This window comes from Paenibacillus sp. J22R232, assembly GCF_056269165.1.
In genome coordinates this window covers 1-15,558 of record NZ_JBWDNK010000032.1, presented here as the reverse complement: position 1 = coordinate 15,558, position 15,558 = coordinate 1, and the positions used below count along the sequence as shown (strand labels likewise).

The window sequence follows — 15,558 nt, the reverse complement described above, 5'->3', positions numbered from 1 at the left end:
CGTACGTTGCAATAAATGCAATAGAAACCTAACATGGCAGCCAACTGGCGAAGCTACGTTGTACAAAGTGCAGCAGAATCACGGATATGAGCGAATAACGGCTGGAAAAGCGGCATTCTGTTGCAGAAACTGCAGCGTAGCAAGAGAGAGGTTACTTAATCGACGAGTAGAGTGTATAAAGTGCAGCATAGCTTGGTCTCGCGTATGGTGGATAGCCCAATTGTACTCACCAATCGATTATGGCGTGTTTGGTTCTACGTAGAGCGAATAGTTTTGTGGCAACTACCAATCGATTATGGCGTGAAGCGTACGTTGCAATAAATGCAATAGAAACCTAACATGGCAGCCAACTGGCGAAGCTACGTTGTACAAAGTGCAGCAGAATCACGTATATGAGCGAATAACCACCGAACCAGAGGCATTCTGTTGCAGAAACTCTTAGGCCCCCTAATTAAACTGGAGTCCTCCCATCCAATAATTTAAACTTAAGACAAGGGAGATGATCCGTTATGGGAGGAAGAAGAGTTAGTGAAGAAACACAGATGAGAGTAGTTCGAGAGGTGCTTGCAGGTGTTAAGGTGGGGGTATTAGCCCGTATGCATGGCATTCATCCGGAAACGATCCGTGTTTGGGTAAGAGATCTACGAGATAAAATACCTCCAGAAGAGATACCAACATCAGATGAACATCTGCAAGAGCTTAAACGGCTGCAAGAAATGGAAGAAAAATATGCCATGGCGATGAAGCTGTTAGGTGAAAAGGAACTCGAGAATGATATCCTGCGTGAGCTCGTAAAAAAGAGGAACCCCGCTTATCCGAAAAGTACGAAGTAGCCGAACAATTCATTAAGCGGGGAGTTTCGGCAGCAAAGGTCCTGCGAACCGTAGATCTGGCTACATCTACTTACTACGATCGAAAAAAGCGTTCTTCAAACACGGAAAAGATGGTTTCAAGCGGCCGAAACGGAAGACCACGGCCTGGATTTTCATGGACAGAAACGGGATTAAAAATCAATGATGAACAGATCAAAGAGTGGCTAATGGAGCTTGTAGAAGGAGAAGAACATGTTTATGGCTACAAACTTCTTGCCAAAAGTCTGCGCAGAGATCAAAAGCTAGTGCTTAACAAGAAGAAATCCTATCGTTTGTGTGGTGAGCTGGGTATCTTGCAGAAACAGCGGGAGCGTAAGGCAAAGCATCCCCGCAGGCTACCGAAAAACCGTACGGTCACCGGTAGTAACCAATTATGGCAAATGGACATCAAATACGGTTACGTCGTTGGATGTGAGCGATTCTTTTTTGTGCTCAGTATTATTGATGTATTTGATCGTGTTGTCGTTAAACAGTATAGAGGGCCGGTATGTGAGGCTAAACATGCCGCTAAATCCTTGTGGAATGCGCTCAAACAACGTGTAAAACCAGGAGAAGAACTCCCCGTCATTCGTACCGACAACGGCCCGCAATTCATAAGCAAGCTGTTTGGCGATACGTGTGAAAGCCTAGAGATGATTCACGAACGAATACCACCACGAAGCCCTAATATGAACGCCTACATCGAATCTTTCCACAGCCTACTCGAACGCGATCTATTCAGTAAAATGGAGTTTAGCAGCTTTCAAGAAGCTTACGAGGAACTTGATAAATATATGGATTTCTACAATAACCGTAGAATGCACGGTAGTTTGAAATTGATGCCTCCAGCAAAGTTCTCTGATTGGGTCAAGACGCTGGAGGATCAAAGTAAGTTCCATAAAGCCATGTAAATAGACCAAATAACAAGCTTGGCTACGTAATTTGATTATTTGGTTGACAGCACTCCGGAATTAAGGGGTCTAACCGATATAACATGATTAGTTATGGTTTAAGTGAATTGCCTACGGCACACTCCTCGCTCCAAAACGAACAGCTGGTCGCAACAATAACCAACTTACCAACACACCGCGGACTTCCCAAGCATCCGCTTTCACTTTCTTGACCTATACGTCGCGGGCTTCCCAAGCACCAGTTATCACTTTCTAACCAACAGCTACTCATCCCCATTTCAATAAACCAAGATAGCTGCCGAATGGTAATCGTACGTTGTAGAAAATACAACAGAAAGTGTTGCAGACACCCTTATTATTGGTTTAGATTGTAGTTTTTGCAACGTAAGCGAGCAATATCGGCCATACTCAGCCTTAAAAGATCCATTCTATTGCAAAAACTGCACTGTAGCTGATGAATTACCTCATAAAACTCGTTTCTATTGCAGAAACTACAACGTAGCCTTAGCTGGTGCAGACTTGTTTGAGAAAGCATCACATGCAGCGCATTAGCAAAGAGCGTTTGGCATCACATAACAGATGGTCCACCAATTTTTTTAGGAAATTATCTTACTACAATGTGCTTTGCAGTTTCTAGGCAATATAACATGATTAGTTGTCACCGATTACTGAAGATCAGTCCACAGTCACGAGAGTCACTATCACGCATCATCGTTACCATCACCACCAGTTAGCAATCATAATCACCTAGCACCGTTACCATCACCCACCAGTCAGTAATTTTGATCACGCATCACCGTTACCTTCAACCATCAGTCAGCAATCATTATTACTTTTCACCGTCACTATCAATCATCAGTCAGTAATTATGATCACCTGTCACTGTGACCAATAACCACTAGTATGCAGTCAGCAAACATCAATACCAGTTCAGCTACCATCGACGGTTCGCTACCCTTCATCTGCAACCCCCGCCGTATAGCTCGTCAAATAGACGATGATTGCAACGACGAGAAGCCTGCATTAACTCTTCTAAACCCTACTCATGTAAAAAAAATGAATGCAATGTTTGTTCAATAAGCGCATGTGCTAAAATCATGCAATTGCATTTAAGTTTCATATGCAGTAATTCATTTACTCCACATACAGCATTTCATTTGTTTCATAAGAATTAATCAATTCACCCTATATCCATCAATCTATTCTCTCCAAATTCAGCATTCATCCCATATTAAACAATCCTTTTATCCTATATTCAAATTCAGCAGTCCATTCATTCCAATCCAGCACTCAACTTTAATCAATCCAAGCGCTTGTCCCCTGTCCCCTGTTCCACTGCTTTCGGTTTAATCTCCTGCTTTTTTTTTCAATATCATCCACACCTGCCATGTTTCATATCCGGAAAATGCGTGTAATAGTATTGACAAGCAGTTAGTAATTTGTAATAATTATAAATAAGGAATTGATCTAAATCAAAATCACCAATTATTATTCTCCTTATTTACTTCGTATTCACTACTTACTTATAGCGCAAACTACCATCAGAAAGGATGATTACTATGACAACAGCAACTACTGCTAAATCGACAACCGTACAACAGCATCTGAATCACCAAATCGCCAACTGGAGCGTGCTCTACATTAAGCTTCATAACTACCATTGGTATGTGAAGGGCTCCCAGTTTTTCACTTTGCACGTCAAATTCCAAGAGCTTTACGAGGAAGCTGCTCTCCATGTTGATGAGCTGGCGGAGCGTCTGCTAGCCTTGAAAGGCAAGCCGATCGCAACGATGAAGGAGCATATGAAAACCTCCAGCATCGAGGAAGCATCGAACAAAGAGGATGCTACCCAAATGGTCGATCAATTGATCGCCGATTTCACGACGATCATTGGCGAGCTGAAGGAAGGGATGCAAGCCGCACAAGAAGCCGAGGATGAGACTACGGCTGATATGCTGCTCGCAATTCATACAACGCTTGAGAAGCATGTATGGATGCTAAGCGCGTTTAATAGCAAATAAGCGGTCGTCATCGTAAAAAGAGGGTGTCCCATCAGCCAATTCGCTGCTGGGGCACCCTCTTTTGTATACATCGTTATATTTGCTTAAACCAACGTCACACTGCAGCTTCCAACAGTCTTGTCCGCCCACAGCGCTTGCAGCAGATCACCTTCGTGCAAAGCAGCCACGCCCGCTGGCGTTCCTGTGTAAATAATATCGCCTTCGTCCAGCCCATAATGTTCGCCGACATATTGTATAAGCTCCGCTACACTAAACAACATGTCGGCCGCTTTTCCGCGCTGTGCCTCTGCACCATTGCGTAGCAGCACAAATTCCGTTTCCGCTAGCGCAGCCGTACCGGGATAAGGCAGCCATTCGCCTAGCGGCGCCGATCCTTTGAACCCTTTGGCTGCCAGCCATGGCTGGCCTTTCGCTTTCAGCTTGGACTGCACATCGCGCAGCGTCAAATCAAGGCCTAACGCCATCCCGTCGATGCATTGCTCCGTATCCATTCCCGGCTCGTAAGCGCGGCCGATGCGAAGCACGATCTCAAGTTCAAAATGCACCTCGCCCACATTCCCCGGAAGCGACACCGTATTGCCGTCCATCGGCACTACCGCATGCGTCGGCTTCGTGAATACAAGCGGCTCGTCAGGCACCTCGTTACCGAGCTCCAAAGCGTGAAGCCGATAGTTGCGGCCAATGCAATATATATTCCGAATATCGTTCTTACTCATAAGAAATTCCGCCTTCCACCTTGAAAATATCTCTTTTACTTCTGCGCCGCAATCTGTTCGGCCAATTCATTCAGCTCCGCCCAGCGGTCCATCAGCTTCTCCAGCTTCTCTTCTTCTTGCTGCTGCTTGCCAGCAAGCTCTTGCAGCTTGACAGAGTCACTGCTGGCTGCTTCCATCTGGGAGGCTATATCATTAATGGCGTTCTCGGCAGCCTCAATCCAGCCGTCGATTTGCTCAAAATCCTTCTGATCTTTGTAGGACATTTTGAGCGTACGCGGCTTGACCGCTTCTTTCTCCGATACTGCAGTGGAGCTTGCCGCATCCGGCGACTGCGTTCTCGCTGCCGGAGCAGATGAAGCAGCAGTCGCGGCAGCGCCATGCTTCGCAACGTACTCCTGATAATCTGAATAGTTGCCGGTATGATGCGCAATGACCCCATCGCCTTCGAAGGCGACGATTTTATCAACCGTCCGGTCCAGAAAGTAGCGGTCATGAGAAACGACAAATACGACTCCAGGGAAATCGTCCAAATAATCTTCCAGTACGGTAAGCGTCGAAATATCAAGATCATTCGTCGGCTCATCAAGCAACAGTACGTTCGGCGCGTTCATGAGCACGCGGAGCAGCTGCAAACGGCGTTTCTCGCCACCTGAAAGCTTGGAGATCGGCGTCCACTGCATGGTTGGCGAGAACAAGAAGCGTTCCAGCATCTGTCCCGCAGATATCGTCGAGCCGTCTGCCGTCTTCACCTGCTCGGCACCTTCGCGAATATATTCAATGACGCGCAGCGATTGATCCATTTCCTCATGCTCCTGCGAGAACCAGCCTAGCTTAACCGTTGTTCCCAGATCTACGGTTCCCTCATCCGGCGTTAAGTGTCCCGCAATCAGCTTCATTAGGGTTGATTTGCCGCTTCCGTTGCGTCCGACAATGCCAACCCTGTCCTCGGGTACCGCAATGTAACTGAACTCCCGGATCAGCGTCCGATCGCCGAAACGCTTCGTTACCTCTTCCAGCTCGACGATTTTGCGGCCCAGCCTTGTAGAGGCAACCGAAACGTCCATCTTGCCGCCCGCTTGCTTAGGTGCGTCAGCTTTCAAAGCCTCGAACCGATCAATACGCGCTTTTTGCTTTGTCGTTCTCGCCTTGGCGCCTCGCCTTATCCAGGCAAGCTCGTTGCGGAGCAGGTTTTGTCGCTTCGACTCCGTCGCTGCCTCCCGCTCCTCACGGTCAAGCTTCAGCTCCAGAAAACGGCTGTAGTTGGCTTGATAGAAATGGGCTTGCCCCTTATCGAGCTCAATCACTCGGTTACTGACACGATCTAGGAAATAGCGGTCATGCGTGATCATGAGCAAAGCGCCCCTGCGCTTCTGAAGCATTCCTTCCAGCCAGGCTACGGAATCGTTATCGATATGGTTCGTAGGCTCATCAAGAATAAGCACGTCGGAAGGAAGCAGAAGCGCAGCCGCCATGGCAACGCGCTTGCGCTGTCCGCCGGATAACGTCTCTACCTTGGCTTCAAAATCATAGATGCCCAGCTTGGACAAAGCCATTTTCGCATCGCTCTCAAGCTGCCAGGCATCAAACTCATCCATTAGCTGATTCGCTTTGATCAGCTGCTCCTGCAGCTCCGTGCTGCTCGGATTCAGCTCGATAGCTTCCATTGCAGCCGCATACGCTTGCACGGCTCTAAGCTGCGGGGAATCGCCGCCAAGCACATGCTCAAGCGTTGTCTCATTAGGCGCGAACACCGGATCCTGTGCCAGCATTCTGACCGTTACCCGGTTGCCGATGGACACCTTGCCCGAGTCCGCCTGCTCAAGGCCGGCGATAACCTTCAAAAAGGTTGATTTCCCTGTCCCGTTAACGCCAATAATGCCGACTTTGTCGCCATCCTCTACGCCGAACGTGACATTTTCGAACAACAGCTTCTCGCCGTAGCTCTTCGTTATATGTTCAACAGACAATAAATGCATGAGGCAAACCTACTTTTTCGCAAGAGTATAGCTGCAATTGCAACCATTCGTATCATACCACAAAAAGGATTCGTGTTCACTCGCAGCCTGCCTCGCAAGGCTTTTCCGCTCCACTAAATCATGGTCATCGTTTGTCCTCTTTATGCCGATATATAACCTATGAGGAAGGAGTGATTCCGCATGGTTAAGCCCTATCTATTTCTATTTACAGGCACAAGCGGCTCCGGTCGCAAAACAGCGGCGCATAAGGCGCTTCAAGGCTCCGGCATCGCGCATATCCCCTCCTGCACGGATCGGCCGCCGCGCGACAAAGAGCGCCCGGACATGGACTACCGTTACGTCAGCAAAGAGCAATTCGACCAACTGGAGGCCGAAGGTTTTTTCACCGAATCGGTCCGTATCGACCGGCATCGCTACGGAATCGGCAAACGCTATCTCGATTTGGCACTGCTTGCCGGCAATAGCGCCTTTCTGATTTTAAACCGTGAAGGCTCTGACAAGATTCGCAAATTGTACGGTGACCGTGCCATTCGAATTTTCCTATATGTGGATAAGAAAACCGTATCCGAGCGCCTGGAGAGCAAAGGCACGAGTTATGAAATTATCAACAGCTACCTCGACCACTATTCGGAAGAAGTGACGTATCGCAAAAACTGCGAGCATATTATCGAGAATGTAGCGATTGAAGAGACGGTCAAGCAAATCAAAGCGATCATCAACGGCTATCTGCAAGCGAACTAACGATTAGTCTGCGTTCTTAGCTCATTTCATCGTAAAAAAAGGGCAGGTTCCCGTCTTCAAGACGGGAACCTGCCCTTTTTACGATCGATTAACGTTTGCCGATCATGTTCTCTGGACGGACAAACTCATCGAATTGCTCCGATGTAAGCAAGCCGCTTGCAATAGCGGACTCTTTCAACGTCAGCCCTTTTTTATGCGCGTTTTTGGCAATCGCTGCCGCGTTCTCATAACCGATATGCGGGTTAAGCGCAGTAACGAGCATGAGCGATTGATCAAGGTTGCGCTTGATTACCGCTTCGTTAGGCTCAATGCCAACCGCGCAGTTGTCATTGAATGACACCATGCCATCAGCTAGAAGCGCTACCGATTGCAGGAAGTTATAAATGATTACAGGCTTGAATACGTTAAGCTCGAAGTTGCCTTGGCTTGCCGCCATCGAAATCGCTGTGTCATTGCCGATGACTTGGCATACCGCCATTGTCAAAGCTTCGCTTTGAGTCGGGTTAACTTTGCCCGGCATAATGGAGCTGCCCGGCTCGTTCTCCGGAATCGAAATTTCGCCAATGCCGCAACGCGGTCCGCTTGCGAGCCATCTGACGTCATTCGCTATTTTCATCAAGTCCGCAGCCAACGCTTTTACCGCACCGTGCGTATAGACGATTTGGTCATGGCTTGTAAGCGAATGGAATTTGTTCTCCGCCGTTACGAATGTTTTGCCAGTAAGCGCCGTAACTTCCTCAGCTACCGCTACCGCGAAGTCAGGGTGAGCGTTGAGGCCCGTACCGACCGCAGTACCGCCAAGCGCCAGGTCCCGCATCGTTTCAACGCTTTGAACCAGCATCGCACGCGTTCTGTCCAGCATGGAATACCAACCGCTAATTTCTTGGCCTAGCGTAATTGGCGTTGCATCCTGAAGATGCGTACGGCCGATTTTGACAAGATCGTTAAATTTCTCGGCTTTGGCGCGAAGCGTACCGTTCAGCAAATCAAGCGAAGGCAGCAAACGATCCTCAAGAGCGATTACGCCTGCGATATGCATAGCAGCCGGGAAAGTATCGTTCGAGCTTTGCGAACGGTTCACGTCATCATTCGGATGGATACGCACGTCGCTTCCCCGCTCGGCAAGCAAGCCGTTCGCACGATTAGCGATAACTTCGTTGACATTCATGTTCGTTTGCGTGCCGCTGCCTGTCTGCCATACGACTAGCGGGAAATGCTCGTCCCATTTGCCTGCGACGATTTCGTCAACAGCCTCGCCGATAATTGCCGATTTAGCCGCGTCCAGTACGCCAAGCTTCTCGTTCGCTTGCGCCGCAGCTTTCTTGATAAAAGCCATCGCGTATACGACTTCTATCGGCATGCGCTCTCCGCTTATTTTGAAGTTTTGCAAGCTGCGCTGCGTTTGTGCGCCCCATAGCTTGTCTGCTGGAACCTGAATCTCGCCCATCGTGTCCTTCTCAATCCGATAATCCATTAATTGAACGACTCCTTTAATCAATTGTTTTATCTCATATGACCCTGTTTCTGTTATAACGCTAATCTGGTTCAGAATCAAGCAATCCAGCGTATTTAAGATAAGACGAAATTGTGCACGGCTTCGCAATTCGGATCTTTCCTTCCAAATGCGAAAGCGATCTCTTTCATATAGTAGACTGCGAGAGAGACGAACCGTTTCAGTTTGCGCCGAATTCGGACGAATGCTAACAAAAAGAACGCCTTTCGGCGTCCGTCATTTCCGCAAGCTTTGCATAACGCGCGGTGGGAAGGCCTCTTTGCTGCCCGAAACCATTCATTGCCCTGAGCGCTTTGAACGCCTATAGCGCCTGCTGCTCAGGCTCCGCAAGCAGCAGCGGCAGCTCCAGCGCAAAGCATGACCCGCTTTCGCTTGACTCTACCAGCCAGACACGGCCGTCCATTTGCTCAGCGAGCTTCTTGCAAATCGAAAGCCCCAGTCCAGTCCCGCCATATTTTTCGGATCGGTTAGGCGCGTGCAATTGGCTAAAAGGCTGAAACAGCTGGTCCAGCTTGTTGGCATCAATCCCAATGCCCGTGTCCTTAATCTTAAGCAGCAGCCTTGGGCCGTCATTCCCTAGCATTTGCGCTTCAACCGTTATCGTTACGCTTCCGGAATCGGTGAACTTAATCGCATTGCTGAGCAAATTAATGATAATTTGATGCAGCTTGGTCACATCCACGCTTATGAGTTCAGGCATCGCGGGATCTATGTCCGTGTAAAGCTTGATCCCTTTATTGGAAGCATCGTGAAGAAGCAGATCATGCACTTGCTTTATGCAGGCTTGCAGATTAATGGAATAATAGCTAATTTCCCTATCCTCCGATTCCAGCTTGGCATACGATAGGATGTCATTAAGAATAGCCATCAGCGAATCTCCGCTGGCTTTCGCAATGTCCAAAAAACGGTGCTGCTCCTGCGAAGGTTCTGTCGATTGCAGCAAATCTATCATTCCGATAATGCCGTTAAGCGGCGTGCGGATCTCATGGCTCATGACAGCCAGCAGATTGGATTTCTCCTCCGCTAAGCTATAAATCGTACGATGGGCATTCTTTAGTGCGTTTGCCGCATCTTCCAATTCCAGCACATTCGCAAAAAACGCGGCTAACGATGACATAAACGCTACTTCCTTCTCATCATAAGAATAGAAGTTATGATCAAATGCGCAAAGCGAGCCGTAAACCTCCCCTTTCCGCTTCACGATTGGAACCCCCATGAAGGAGCAGCCTCCTACAAGCTTTGTTGCGTCCATCTCTCTCGTGAGCGGATGCGTAAGGTTATCTTCGATTATAAGTGGACCCTTGGACTTTTCAATGACTAGATGGCAGTATGAATCCTCGTTATCCACGACCAATCCCTCATCCAAAATCATTTGATGACGGTTGTACGATCGAAGCACCGTAGTCGTCAGCCTGTCATTTATCGCAATGCAAAACGTATTTGCCGGTATCATCGCACTCGCCGTGCTCATGACTTGTGTTGCCGATTCATAAATATTGCGCGAGACGATCGTTAGCATATCTTCAATCATTGATGATTTCAAACTACCCATCCCCATCATAAGTATAATTAGAGCCTCGAAGTTCGTGCTTCAGGCTACTCTAAAGCATATACCTCTATGAAGGAGATGTCTAAACCTTTTCGCGAAAATAATCTACGCTTTCCTTCGTAGCGTGCCTCTTTGCTCTTCAACCTCAATGAATACCGCTCGCTCATCCGGCTGATTGTTGGGCGTATGCATAGTGAGCATGAGACGGTCATCCAATGTCCGGAACAGCATGCCGTGCCCGCCGTCCTCTGGGAACAGCGTCTCCTCATCTTGCGTCCACGGCCCCTCGATGCGGCCGCTCTTCGAACGTGCGATGCCGATTGCATATCCGTTCTTTGATCCGCTTGACCACAACATTAATAGCTCGCCTGCTTCATTCTTAAATAGGAACGGACCATCCGTTACATATACGTCTTTGTTGTCTCCGCCCGCGACTGACCAAGGCGCTTCCGAAGCCGAGAACAACGTGATCGGTTCACCGACTGCCTCAAGAAGATCCTCCGTCAGCTGAACGGCGCACATTTTGCCATCACGCACCTGTACCCACTCCTGGCAGAATACCATCCACGGCTTGCCTGACTCGTCAATGTGCAAAGTCCCATCTAGGCATTCCCATTCCGCAGGTGTCACAGGTTTGCTGCTCAGTGGTTTAAAAGGACCGGCTGGGCCATCCGCTATGAGCACCTGCGTCGCGCGTCGTTTATTCTCGGACTTAAACGACGCAAACATATAATAGCTCCCGTTATAGGAATAAACCTCTGGCGCCCAAAAGTGGTGGTCTGCCCAGAAACCGGGCTCCGGCCTGAATGCTGGAATAGGACCTTCCCATTGTTCCATATCCGTGCTGCGATACGTATCGAACCCCGTTCCTGGCCCTGACCATACATTCTGATCCGTCGTGCCGTATAAGTAATAACATTTATGCTGCTTGTCTACGAAAATAAACGGATCTCTCACTCGAATATCCTTCCGATGAACCATTGAACAATCTCCCCTTAGCTGATGTAGGTAACGCTCGAAAAAATACCCTGACAGAGAGCGAGCTTACTCTATCAGGGTATTGAGTTAATTTGCTTTTGCTTCGCGATATGCCGCGATATACGCTGCTGCCTTCTGTTCAATAAGCGAGAAATCTCCGGTTTTCACCGCATCCTTCGTTAGATCGGATCCAATGCCGACTGCGACGGCTCCAGCCTTGACCCAGTCTTTCAGATTGTCCAGCGATACGCCCCCGGTCGGCATGACGTTCGCTTGAGGCAGCGGTCCTTTTATGGAAGGAATGACGCTTGGTGAATATAGGTTGCCAGGGAATAGCTTCACGATATCAACGCCGAGCTCAAGCGCGGTTTGAATTTCGTGAATCGTCATGGTGCCTGGCAGAATCGGAATCGCGTAACGGTTGCAAAGCTTGATCGTGTCTGGATTCAGCGCTGGCGATACGACATACTCGGCACCCGCCAGAATCGCTGCGCGAGCCGTTTCCGGATCAAGCACGGTACCTACGCCGATAATGGCGAAGTTGTCCGCTTCAGGCGATACATCGCTCGAGTATTCCTTTGATAGCTGCTCTATTGCCCGCAGTGCGAATGGAACGGTCATCGTAATTTCAATCGCTTTAATTCCGCCTTTGATGGCGCGGCGCGACATTTCCACAACTTCCTCCGGCGAGTCCGCGCGCAATACTGCTACTACGCCGGCCTCCGTCAACTGCTGCAGCACTCTAAGCTTTTTCATCCGTGAGTCCCTCTTCCTTTTATGTTCGTATTTGTTCGAAAATGTATTGTCTATAACGCTCATTATATGTCGTTTCTACTATTTCTTCAATCCTTCTGCTACTGTGCGTAATCGATTTCCAGAAAAGATTCGACTTCTAGGACCCAACGCTCGTTCACAAATTGCACATGCAGCGGATGCTCATTGTAGGCGTCATAATCAGCTTGATTGGCGAATTCCATAGCAAAGCCGTGGCGATAGTCATTTTTGGCGCTAACCTGCTTGTACACTTGAAAGTTTGCTACCGTTGGAATTGAGGTCAATATCCGCTCCCCATCCGCAAGAAACCGCGCTTCTTCCGCCGATCCCTGTTCATGCTTCAATGTAAAAATAACCGAATGCAAAATCCACTCTTTCGTTTGCGTTGTCATTCAAATCGCTCCCTCTTCTACGTGAATTCAAACCATCGTTTTAAAAATAACATAAACAAGCCGCGGAGTGGAGCGTTTTCATTCTAATTTATCCGAAGGATTTATGTGCGTCTGTTTAATCGGGTCTGGATAAGTTTGATTAATTGAGGCAAGACTAGCCAAAAACTAGGAGGTTATGCATAAATGTTTAGGCGCATGGATGAGATTATGATCGAAATTCCGAATGTGGAGAAACCGGACCCTAACGCTGCAGCTGCGGTGCAAGAATTGCTCGGCGGAAAATTTGGCGAGATGTCGACGTTAAACAATTACTTGTTCCAGTCCTTTAACTTTCGCTCAAAAGAAAAGCTAAAGCCCTTTTATGATTTGGTGATGAGCATTACGGCGGAAGAGCTTGGTCATGTCGAGCTTGTTTCGCATGCCATCAACAAATGTTTAAGAGGCTCTACTGATTATAAAGAACCCGATCTAACACCGCTTGGCTCCGTACAGGATGCGCGCTTATCCTACCATTTCTTATCAGGCGCACAAGGGGCAATGCCTTTTGACTCGATGGGCAACCCTTGGACAGGCGCCAATGTTTTCAACAGCGGGAATCTCGTAGAGGATCTGCTTCATAACTTTTTCCTCGAATGCGGCGCCCGAACACATAAAATGAAAGTATACGAAATGACGGACCACCCCGCTGCAAGAGCGGTTATCGGCTTCCTGCTCGTTCGCGGAGGCGTTCATGTCGTTGCTTACGCCAAGGCGCTGGAGATTGCAACCGGCGTTAACGTAACCAAACTCGTCCCGATTCCTTCATTGAGCAACAAATCGTTTAATGAGGCAAGAAAATACGAGGAAAAAGGCGTTCATACGAAGCTGTACACGTGGAGCGACTCAGACTTTACCTCGATCGACCAGATTTGGAAAGGAACGCATCCCGAGGATGATCTCCCGCTTGAAGTGATTCAGGGTTCACCCAAAGGCTTCCCGATACCTGAAGCTCCTGCCGTTGAGGAGGAGTTCGCGCCAGGCATTTCCGAAGATGAATTTAAAGCAATCGCCAAACGGCTTAAGATGGCTGGCAACATTAAAGAATAAATGGGGATGTGAAGTTCTAGTAATGGTTCTGGTACCATTACTGTTGCGGTTGCGGTTGCGGTTCTGGTTATGGTTATGGTTATGGTTATGGTTATGGTTATGGTTATGGTTATGGTTGCGGTTAAGGTTCAGATTCCAGTTACGGTTCTAGTTACGGTTCCAGTTCCAGTCCAAGTGCCAGTTCCAGTGCCAGTTCCAGTGCCAGTTCCAGTGCCAGTTCCAGTTCAAGTTACGGTTCGAGTTCCAGCTACGGTTCCAGATCCAGTCCGAGTTCCAGTTACGGTTACGGTTCCAGCTACGGTTCCAGTTCCAGTGCCAGTTACAGTTCTAGTTCCAGTTCCAGTTCCAGTTCCAGTTCCAGTTCTAGTTCCAGTTACGGTTCCAGTTACGGTTACGGTTACGGTTACGGTTACGGTTACGGTTCTAGTTCCAGATACGGTTCGAGTTCCAGTCCGAGTTCCAGTTACGGTTCTACTTCCAGCTACGGTTCCAGTGCCAGTTCCAGTGCCAGTTCTAGTTCCAGTTACAGTTCTAGTTCCAGATACGGTTCTACTTCCAGCTACGGTTCGAGCAGTTACTGTTCCAGTTCACCAGATGTTTAGGCGTAGTAACTATCACGCATTTCAATCTATAAAAGCTTGGTCTCCGTGCGGATAAATGCTATACTTGCAGCAGACGAAGAACGTCCTTTGCCTTTTTAATGGCTTAGGGCGTTTTTTTATTTGGCTAAGGAGGCTTGTTGAAATGAGTAGTTTTGAACAGTCATACTCTGAATTTCTGGAGATTCATGAAAAGCATCGCAGCGGTGAACGCAAAGGTAGATTAGTACGAGGACATGGCTTTGCTGAGAAGCTGCTGCTCCAGAACGTATGGTGGCCGCTTTTTGAGAACTTTCACAATCTCCATCCCGAATATGAGGTTTATGATTGGAATCGAAAATCACAGTTTCTCGATTTCGCTTTTCTCCCGGAATTCGGACGCTTCGGTATAGAATGTGACGGTTTTCAAAGCCACATTAAAGATATGGATCGAGAAAAACATAGCTATGCCGTAAATCGTGATAACTTTCTGACCGGGATGGGCTGGAGGATGTTTCATTTCACCTTCGATGACGTTCAGCGGCGCCCTGAAATTTGCCGCATGCTGCTTCAATTATCGTTAGCCCCTCACCTTATTCGCGTTGATATCCACAAGTTAATTAACCTGAAAGACCGAGAGGTGCTTCATTTAGCATGGTCATTAGGCCGAAAAATTCGCCCCAAAGATGTTCAAAATCATTTCAAAATTAATTTCCGTACCGCACGCCATCGGCTTCATACGCTAGTAGAGAAAAGATTGCTCCGTCCTGTCATTAACGGGAAGGACATTCGCTTTTATGAGCTCACCGAAGGCTCTTTGGAGAAGCTACTGTAGACTGCATATATCTCGCATATACCTCTAACTCGTTTCGCTCGCAAAGCTACGTTGCAGTTTATACACTCTAATCGTCGTTTAAGTAACCACGCTCTTGCTACGTTGCAGTTTCTGCAACAGAACTTCGCTTTTTCAGCCAGGTATTCGCTTATAAAGGGGATTCTATTGTACTTTCTGCAACGTAGCTTCGTGTGGTGCCCTTCACACGAGCTTTCTATTGCAGAAAGTACAACGTAGCCTGCTGATTTTCGCTTTTAAGCTTTCAATTGCAAAATGTGTAACGTTCCCCTCATGACTTGCTCTTTTATGCTCTCTATTGCAGAATGTGCAACGTAGCCCCACGGCTTGCTCTTTTGAGCTCTCTGTTGCAATAAATTGCAACTTAGAAATGATTGATTGGTTACCTGTCCAGCCACTCCCCCCCCCCTTCTACCTCAGCTACGTTGCAGTTTATACACTCTAATCGTCGTTTAAGCAACCACGCTCTTGCTACGCTGCAGTTTCTGCAACAGAACTTCGCTTTTTCCTCTTAGGCCCCCTAATTAAACTGGAGTCCTCCCATCCAATAATTTAAACTTAAGACAAGGGAGATGATCCGTTATGGGAGGAAGAAGAGTTAGTGAAGAAACACAGATGA

The 15,558-nt window shown here is 48.0% G+C and carries 13 protein-coding genes; 6 read left to right on the top strand and 7 right to left on the bottom strand.

The window, feature by feature from the left end; translation table 11 throughout:
- Positions 1 to 509: 509 nt before the first annotated feature.
- The 3 genes from AC0YN3_RS32840 to AC0YN3_RS32830 all read left to right on the top strand — a co-directional run bounded on the left by AC0YN3_RS32840 (position 510) and on the right by AC0YN3_RS32830 (position 3,783).
- Complete coding sequence (locus AC0YN3_RS32840; RefSeq protein ID WP_475779025.1) at positions 510 to 833, top strand: transposase; 324 nt, start codon at positions 510 to 512, stop codon at positions 831 to 833.
- An 11-nt stretch (positions 834 to 844) separates the two neighbouring features.
- Positions 845 to 1,762 (top strand): IS3 family transposase, encoded by a 918-nt coding sequence (locus AC0YN3_RS32835; protein WP_475779026.1) that lies wholly within the window; start codon positions 845 to 847, stop codon positions 1,760 to 1,762.
- Between the two features lie 1,559 nt (positions 1,763 to 3,321).
- Complete coding sequence (locus AC0YN3_RS32830; protein WP_183570598.1) at positions 3,322 to 3,783, top strand: Dps family protein; 462 nt, start codon at positions 3,322 to 3,324, stop codon at positions 3,781 to 3,783.
- 83 nt (positions 3,784 to 3,866) lie between these two features.
- Here the strand turns inward: AC0YN3_RS32830 and AC0YN3_RS32825 are convergent, their stop codons facing one another.
- Both AC0YN3_RS32825 and AC0YN3_RS32820 read right to left on the bottom strand, forming a co-directional pair.
- Positions 3,867 to 4,499, bottom strand: a complete 633-nt coding sequence (locus AC0YN3_RS32825) for a fumarylacetoacetate hydrolase family protein (protein ID WP_475779024.1) — start codon at positions 4,497 to 4,499, stop codon at positions 3,867 to 3,869.
- A gap of 35 nt (positions 4,500 to 4,534) precedes the next feature.
- Positions 4,535 to 6,475, bottom strand: coding sequence for an ABC-F family ATP-binding cassette domain-containing protein (locus tag AC0YN3_RS32820; RefSeq protein WP_475779023.1), 1,941 nt, complete (start codon positions 6,473 to 6,475; stop codon positions 4,535 to 4,537).
- A gap of 180 nt (positions 6,476 to 6,655) precedes the next feature.
- On the opposite strand from AC0YN3_RS32820, the gene AC0YN3_RS32815 reads away from it, so the two are divergent.
- On the top strand, positions 6,656 to 7,216 hold the full coding sequence (locus AC0YN3_RS32815) for a guanylate kinase (protein WP_475779022.1): 561 nt from the start codon (positions 6,656 to 6,658) through the stop codon (positions 7,214 to 7,216).
- A gap of 88 nt (positions 7,217 to 7,304) precedes the next feature.
- On the opposite strand, the gene fumC is transcribed toward AC0YN3_RS32815, so the two are convergent.
- The 5 genes from fumC to AC0YN3_RS32790 all read right to left on the bottom strand — a co-directional run bounded on the left by fumC (position 7,305) and on the right by AC0YN3_RS32790 (position 12,422).
- Entirely contained in the window at positions 7,305 to 8,690 is a 1,386-nt protein-coding gene (gene fumC / locus AC0YN3_RS32810; RefSeq protein ID WP_475779021.1) for a class II fumarate hydratase, read from the bottom strand.
- A gap of 340 nt (positions 8,691 to 9,030) precedes the next feature.
- Complete coding sequence (locus tag AC0YN3_RS32805) at positions 9,031 to 10,281, bottom strand: GAF domain-containing sensor histidine kinase (protein WP_475779020.1); 1,251 nt, start codon at positions 10,279 to 10,281, stop codon at positions 9,031 to 9,033.
- Positions 10,282 to 10,383: 102 nt separating this feature from the next.
- On the bottom strand, positions 10,384 to 11,259 hold the full coding sequence (locus tag AC0YN3_RS32800; RefSeq protein ID WP_475779019.1) for a glycoside hydrolase family 43 protein: 876 nt from the start codon (positions 11,257 to 11,259) through the stop codon (positions 10,384 to 10,386).
- 84 nt (positions 11,260 to 11,343) lie between these two features.
- Positions 11,344 to 12,012, bottom strand: coding sequence for a bifunctional 2-keto-4-hydroxyglutarate aldolase/2-keto-3-deoxy-6-phosphogluconate aldolase (locus AC0YN3_RS32795; protein WP_441944975.1), 669 nt, complete (start codon positions 12,010 to 12,012; stop codon positions 11,344 to 11,346).
- Between the two features lie 98 nt (positions 12,013 to 12,110).
- Positions 12,111 to 12,422 (bottom strand): Dabb family protein, encoded by a 312-nt coding sequence (locus AC0YN3_RS32790; protein WP_475779018.1) that lies wholly within the window; start codon positions 12,420 to 12,422, stop codon positions 12,111 to 12,113.
- A gap of 183 nt (positions 12,423 to 12,605) precedes the next feature.
- On the opposite strand from AC0YN3_RS32790, the gene AC0YN3_RS32785 reads away from it, so the two are divergent.
- Together AC0YN3_RS32785 and AC0YN3_RS32780 are read left to right on the top strand one after the other, a co-directional pair.
- A complete protein-coding gene (locus AC0YN3_RS32785) occupies positions 12,606 to 13,508 on the top strand; it encodes a manganese catalase family protein (protein ID WP_475779017.1) in 903 nt (300 codons plus the stop codon).
- 744 nt (positions 13,509 to 14,252) lie between these two features.
- Positions 14,253 to 14,921 carry a hypothetical protein gene (locus AC0YN3_RS32780; protein WP_475779016.1) on the top strand — a complete coding sequence of 223 codons (669 nt, stop codon included), beginning with the start codon at positions 14,253 to 14,255 and terminating at the stop codon, positions 14,919 to 14,921.
- The last annotated feature ends 637 nt before the right edge of the window (positions 14,922 to 15,558 follow it).

Coding starts and splice junctions, on each gene's coding strand:
- AC0YN3_RS32785 (WP_475779017.1), top strand. CDS start 12,606: ATGTTTAGGCGCATGGATGAGATTATGATCGAAATTCCGAATGTGGAG.
- AC0YN3_RS32820 (WP_475779023.1), bottom strand. CDS start 6,475: ATGCATTTATTGTCTGTTGAACATATAACGAAGAGCTACGGCGAGAAG.
- AC0YN3_RS32800 (WP_475779019.1), bottom strand. CDS start 11,259: ATGGTTCATCGGAAGGATATTCGAGTGAGAGATCCGTTTATTTTCGTA.
- AC0YN3_RS32780 (WP_475779016.1), top strand. CDS start 14,253: ATGAGTAGTTTTGAACAGTCATACTCTGAATTTCTGGAGATTCATGAA.
- AC0YN3_RS32840 (WP_475779025.1), top strand. CDS start 510: ATGGGAGGAAGAAGAGTTAGTGAAGAAACACAGATGAGAGTAGTTCGA.
- AC0YN3_RS32815 (WP_475779022.1), top strand. CDS start 6,656: ATGGTTAAGCCCTATCTATTTCTATTTACAGGCACAAGCGGCTCCGGT.
- AC0YN3_RS32790 (WP_475779018.1), bottom strand. CDS start 12,422: ATGACAACGCAAACGAAAGAGTGGATTTTGCATTCGGTTATTTTTACA.
- fumC (WP_475779021.1), bottom strand. CDS start 8,690: ATGGATTATCGGATTGAGAAGGACACGATGGGCGAGATTCAGGTTCCA.
- AC0YN3_RS32805 (WP_475779020.1), bottom strand. CDS start 10,281: ATGGGTAGTTTGAAATCATCAATGATTGAAGATATGCTAACGATCGTC.
- AC0YN3_RS32825 (WP_475779024.1), bottom strand. CDS start 4,499: ATGAGTAAGAACGATATTCGGAATATATATTGCATTGGCCGCAACTAT.
- AC0YN3_RS32830 (WP_183570598.1), top strand. CDS start 3,322: ATGACAACAGCAACTACTGCTAAATCGACAACCGTACAACAGCATCTG.
- AC0YN3_RS32795 (WP_441944975.1), bottom strand. CDS start 12,012: ATGAAAAAGCTTAGAGTGCTGCAGCAGTTGACGGAGGCCGGCGTAGTA.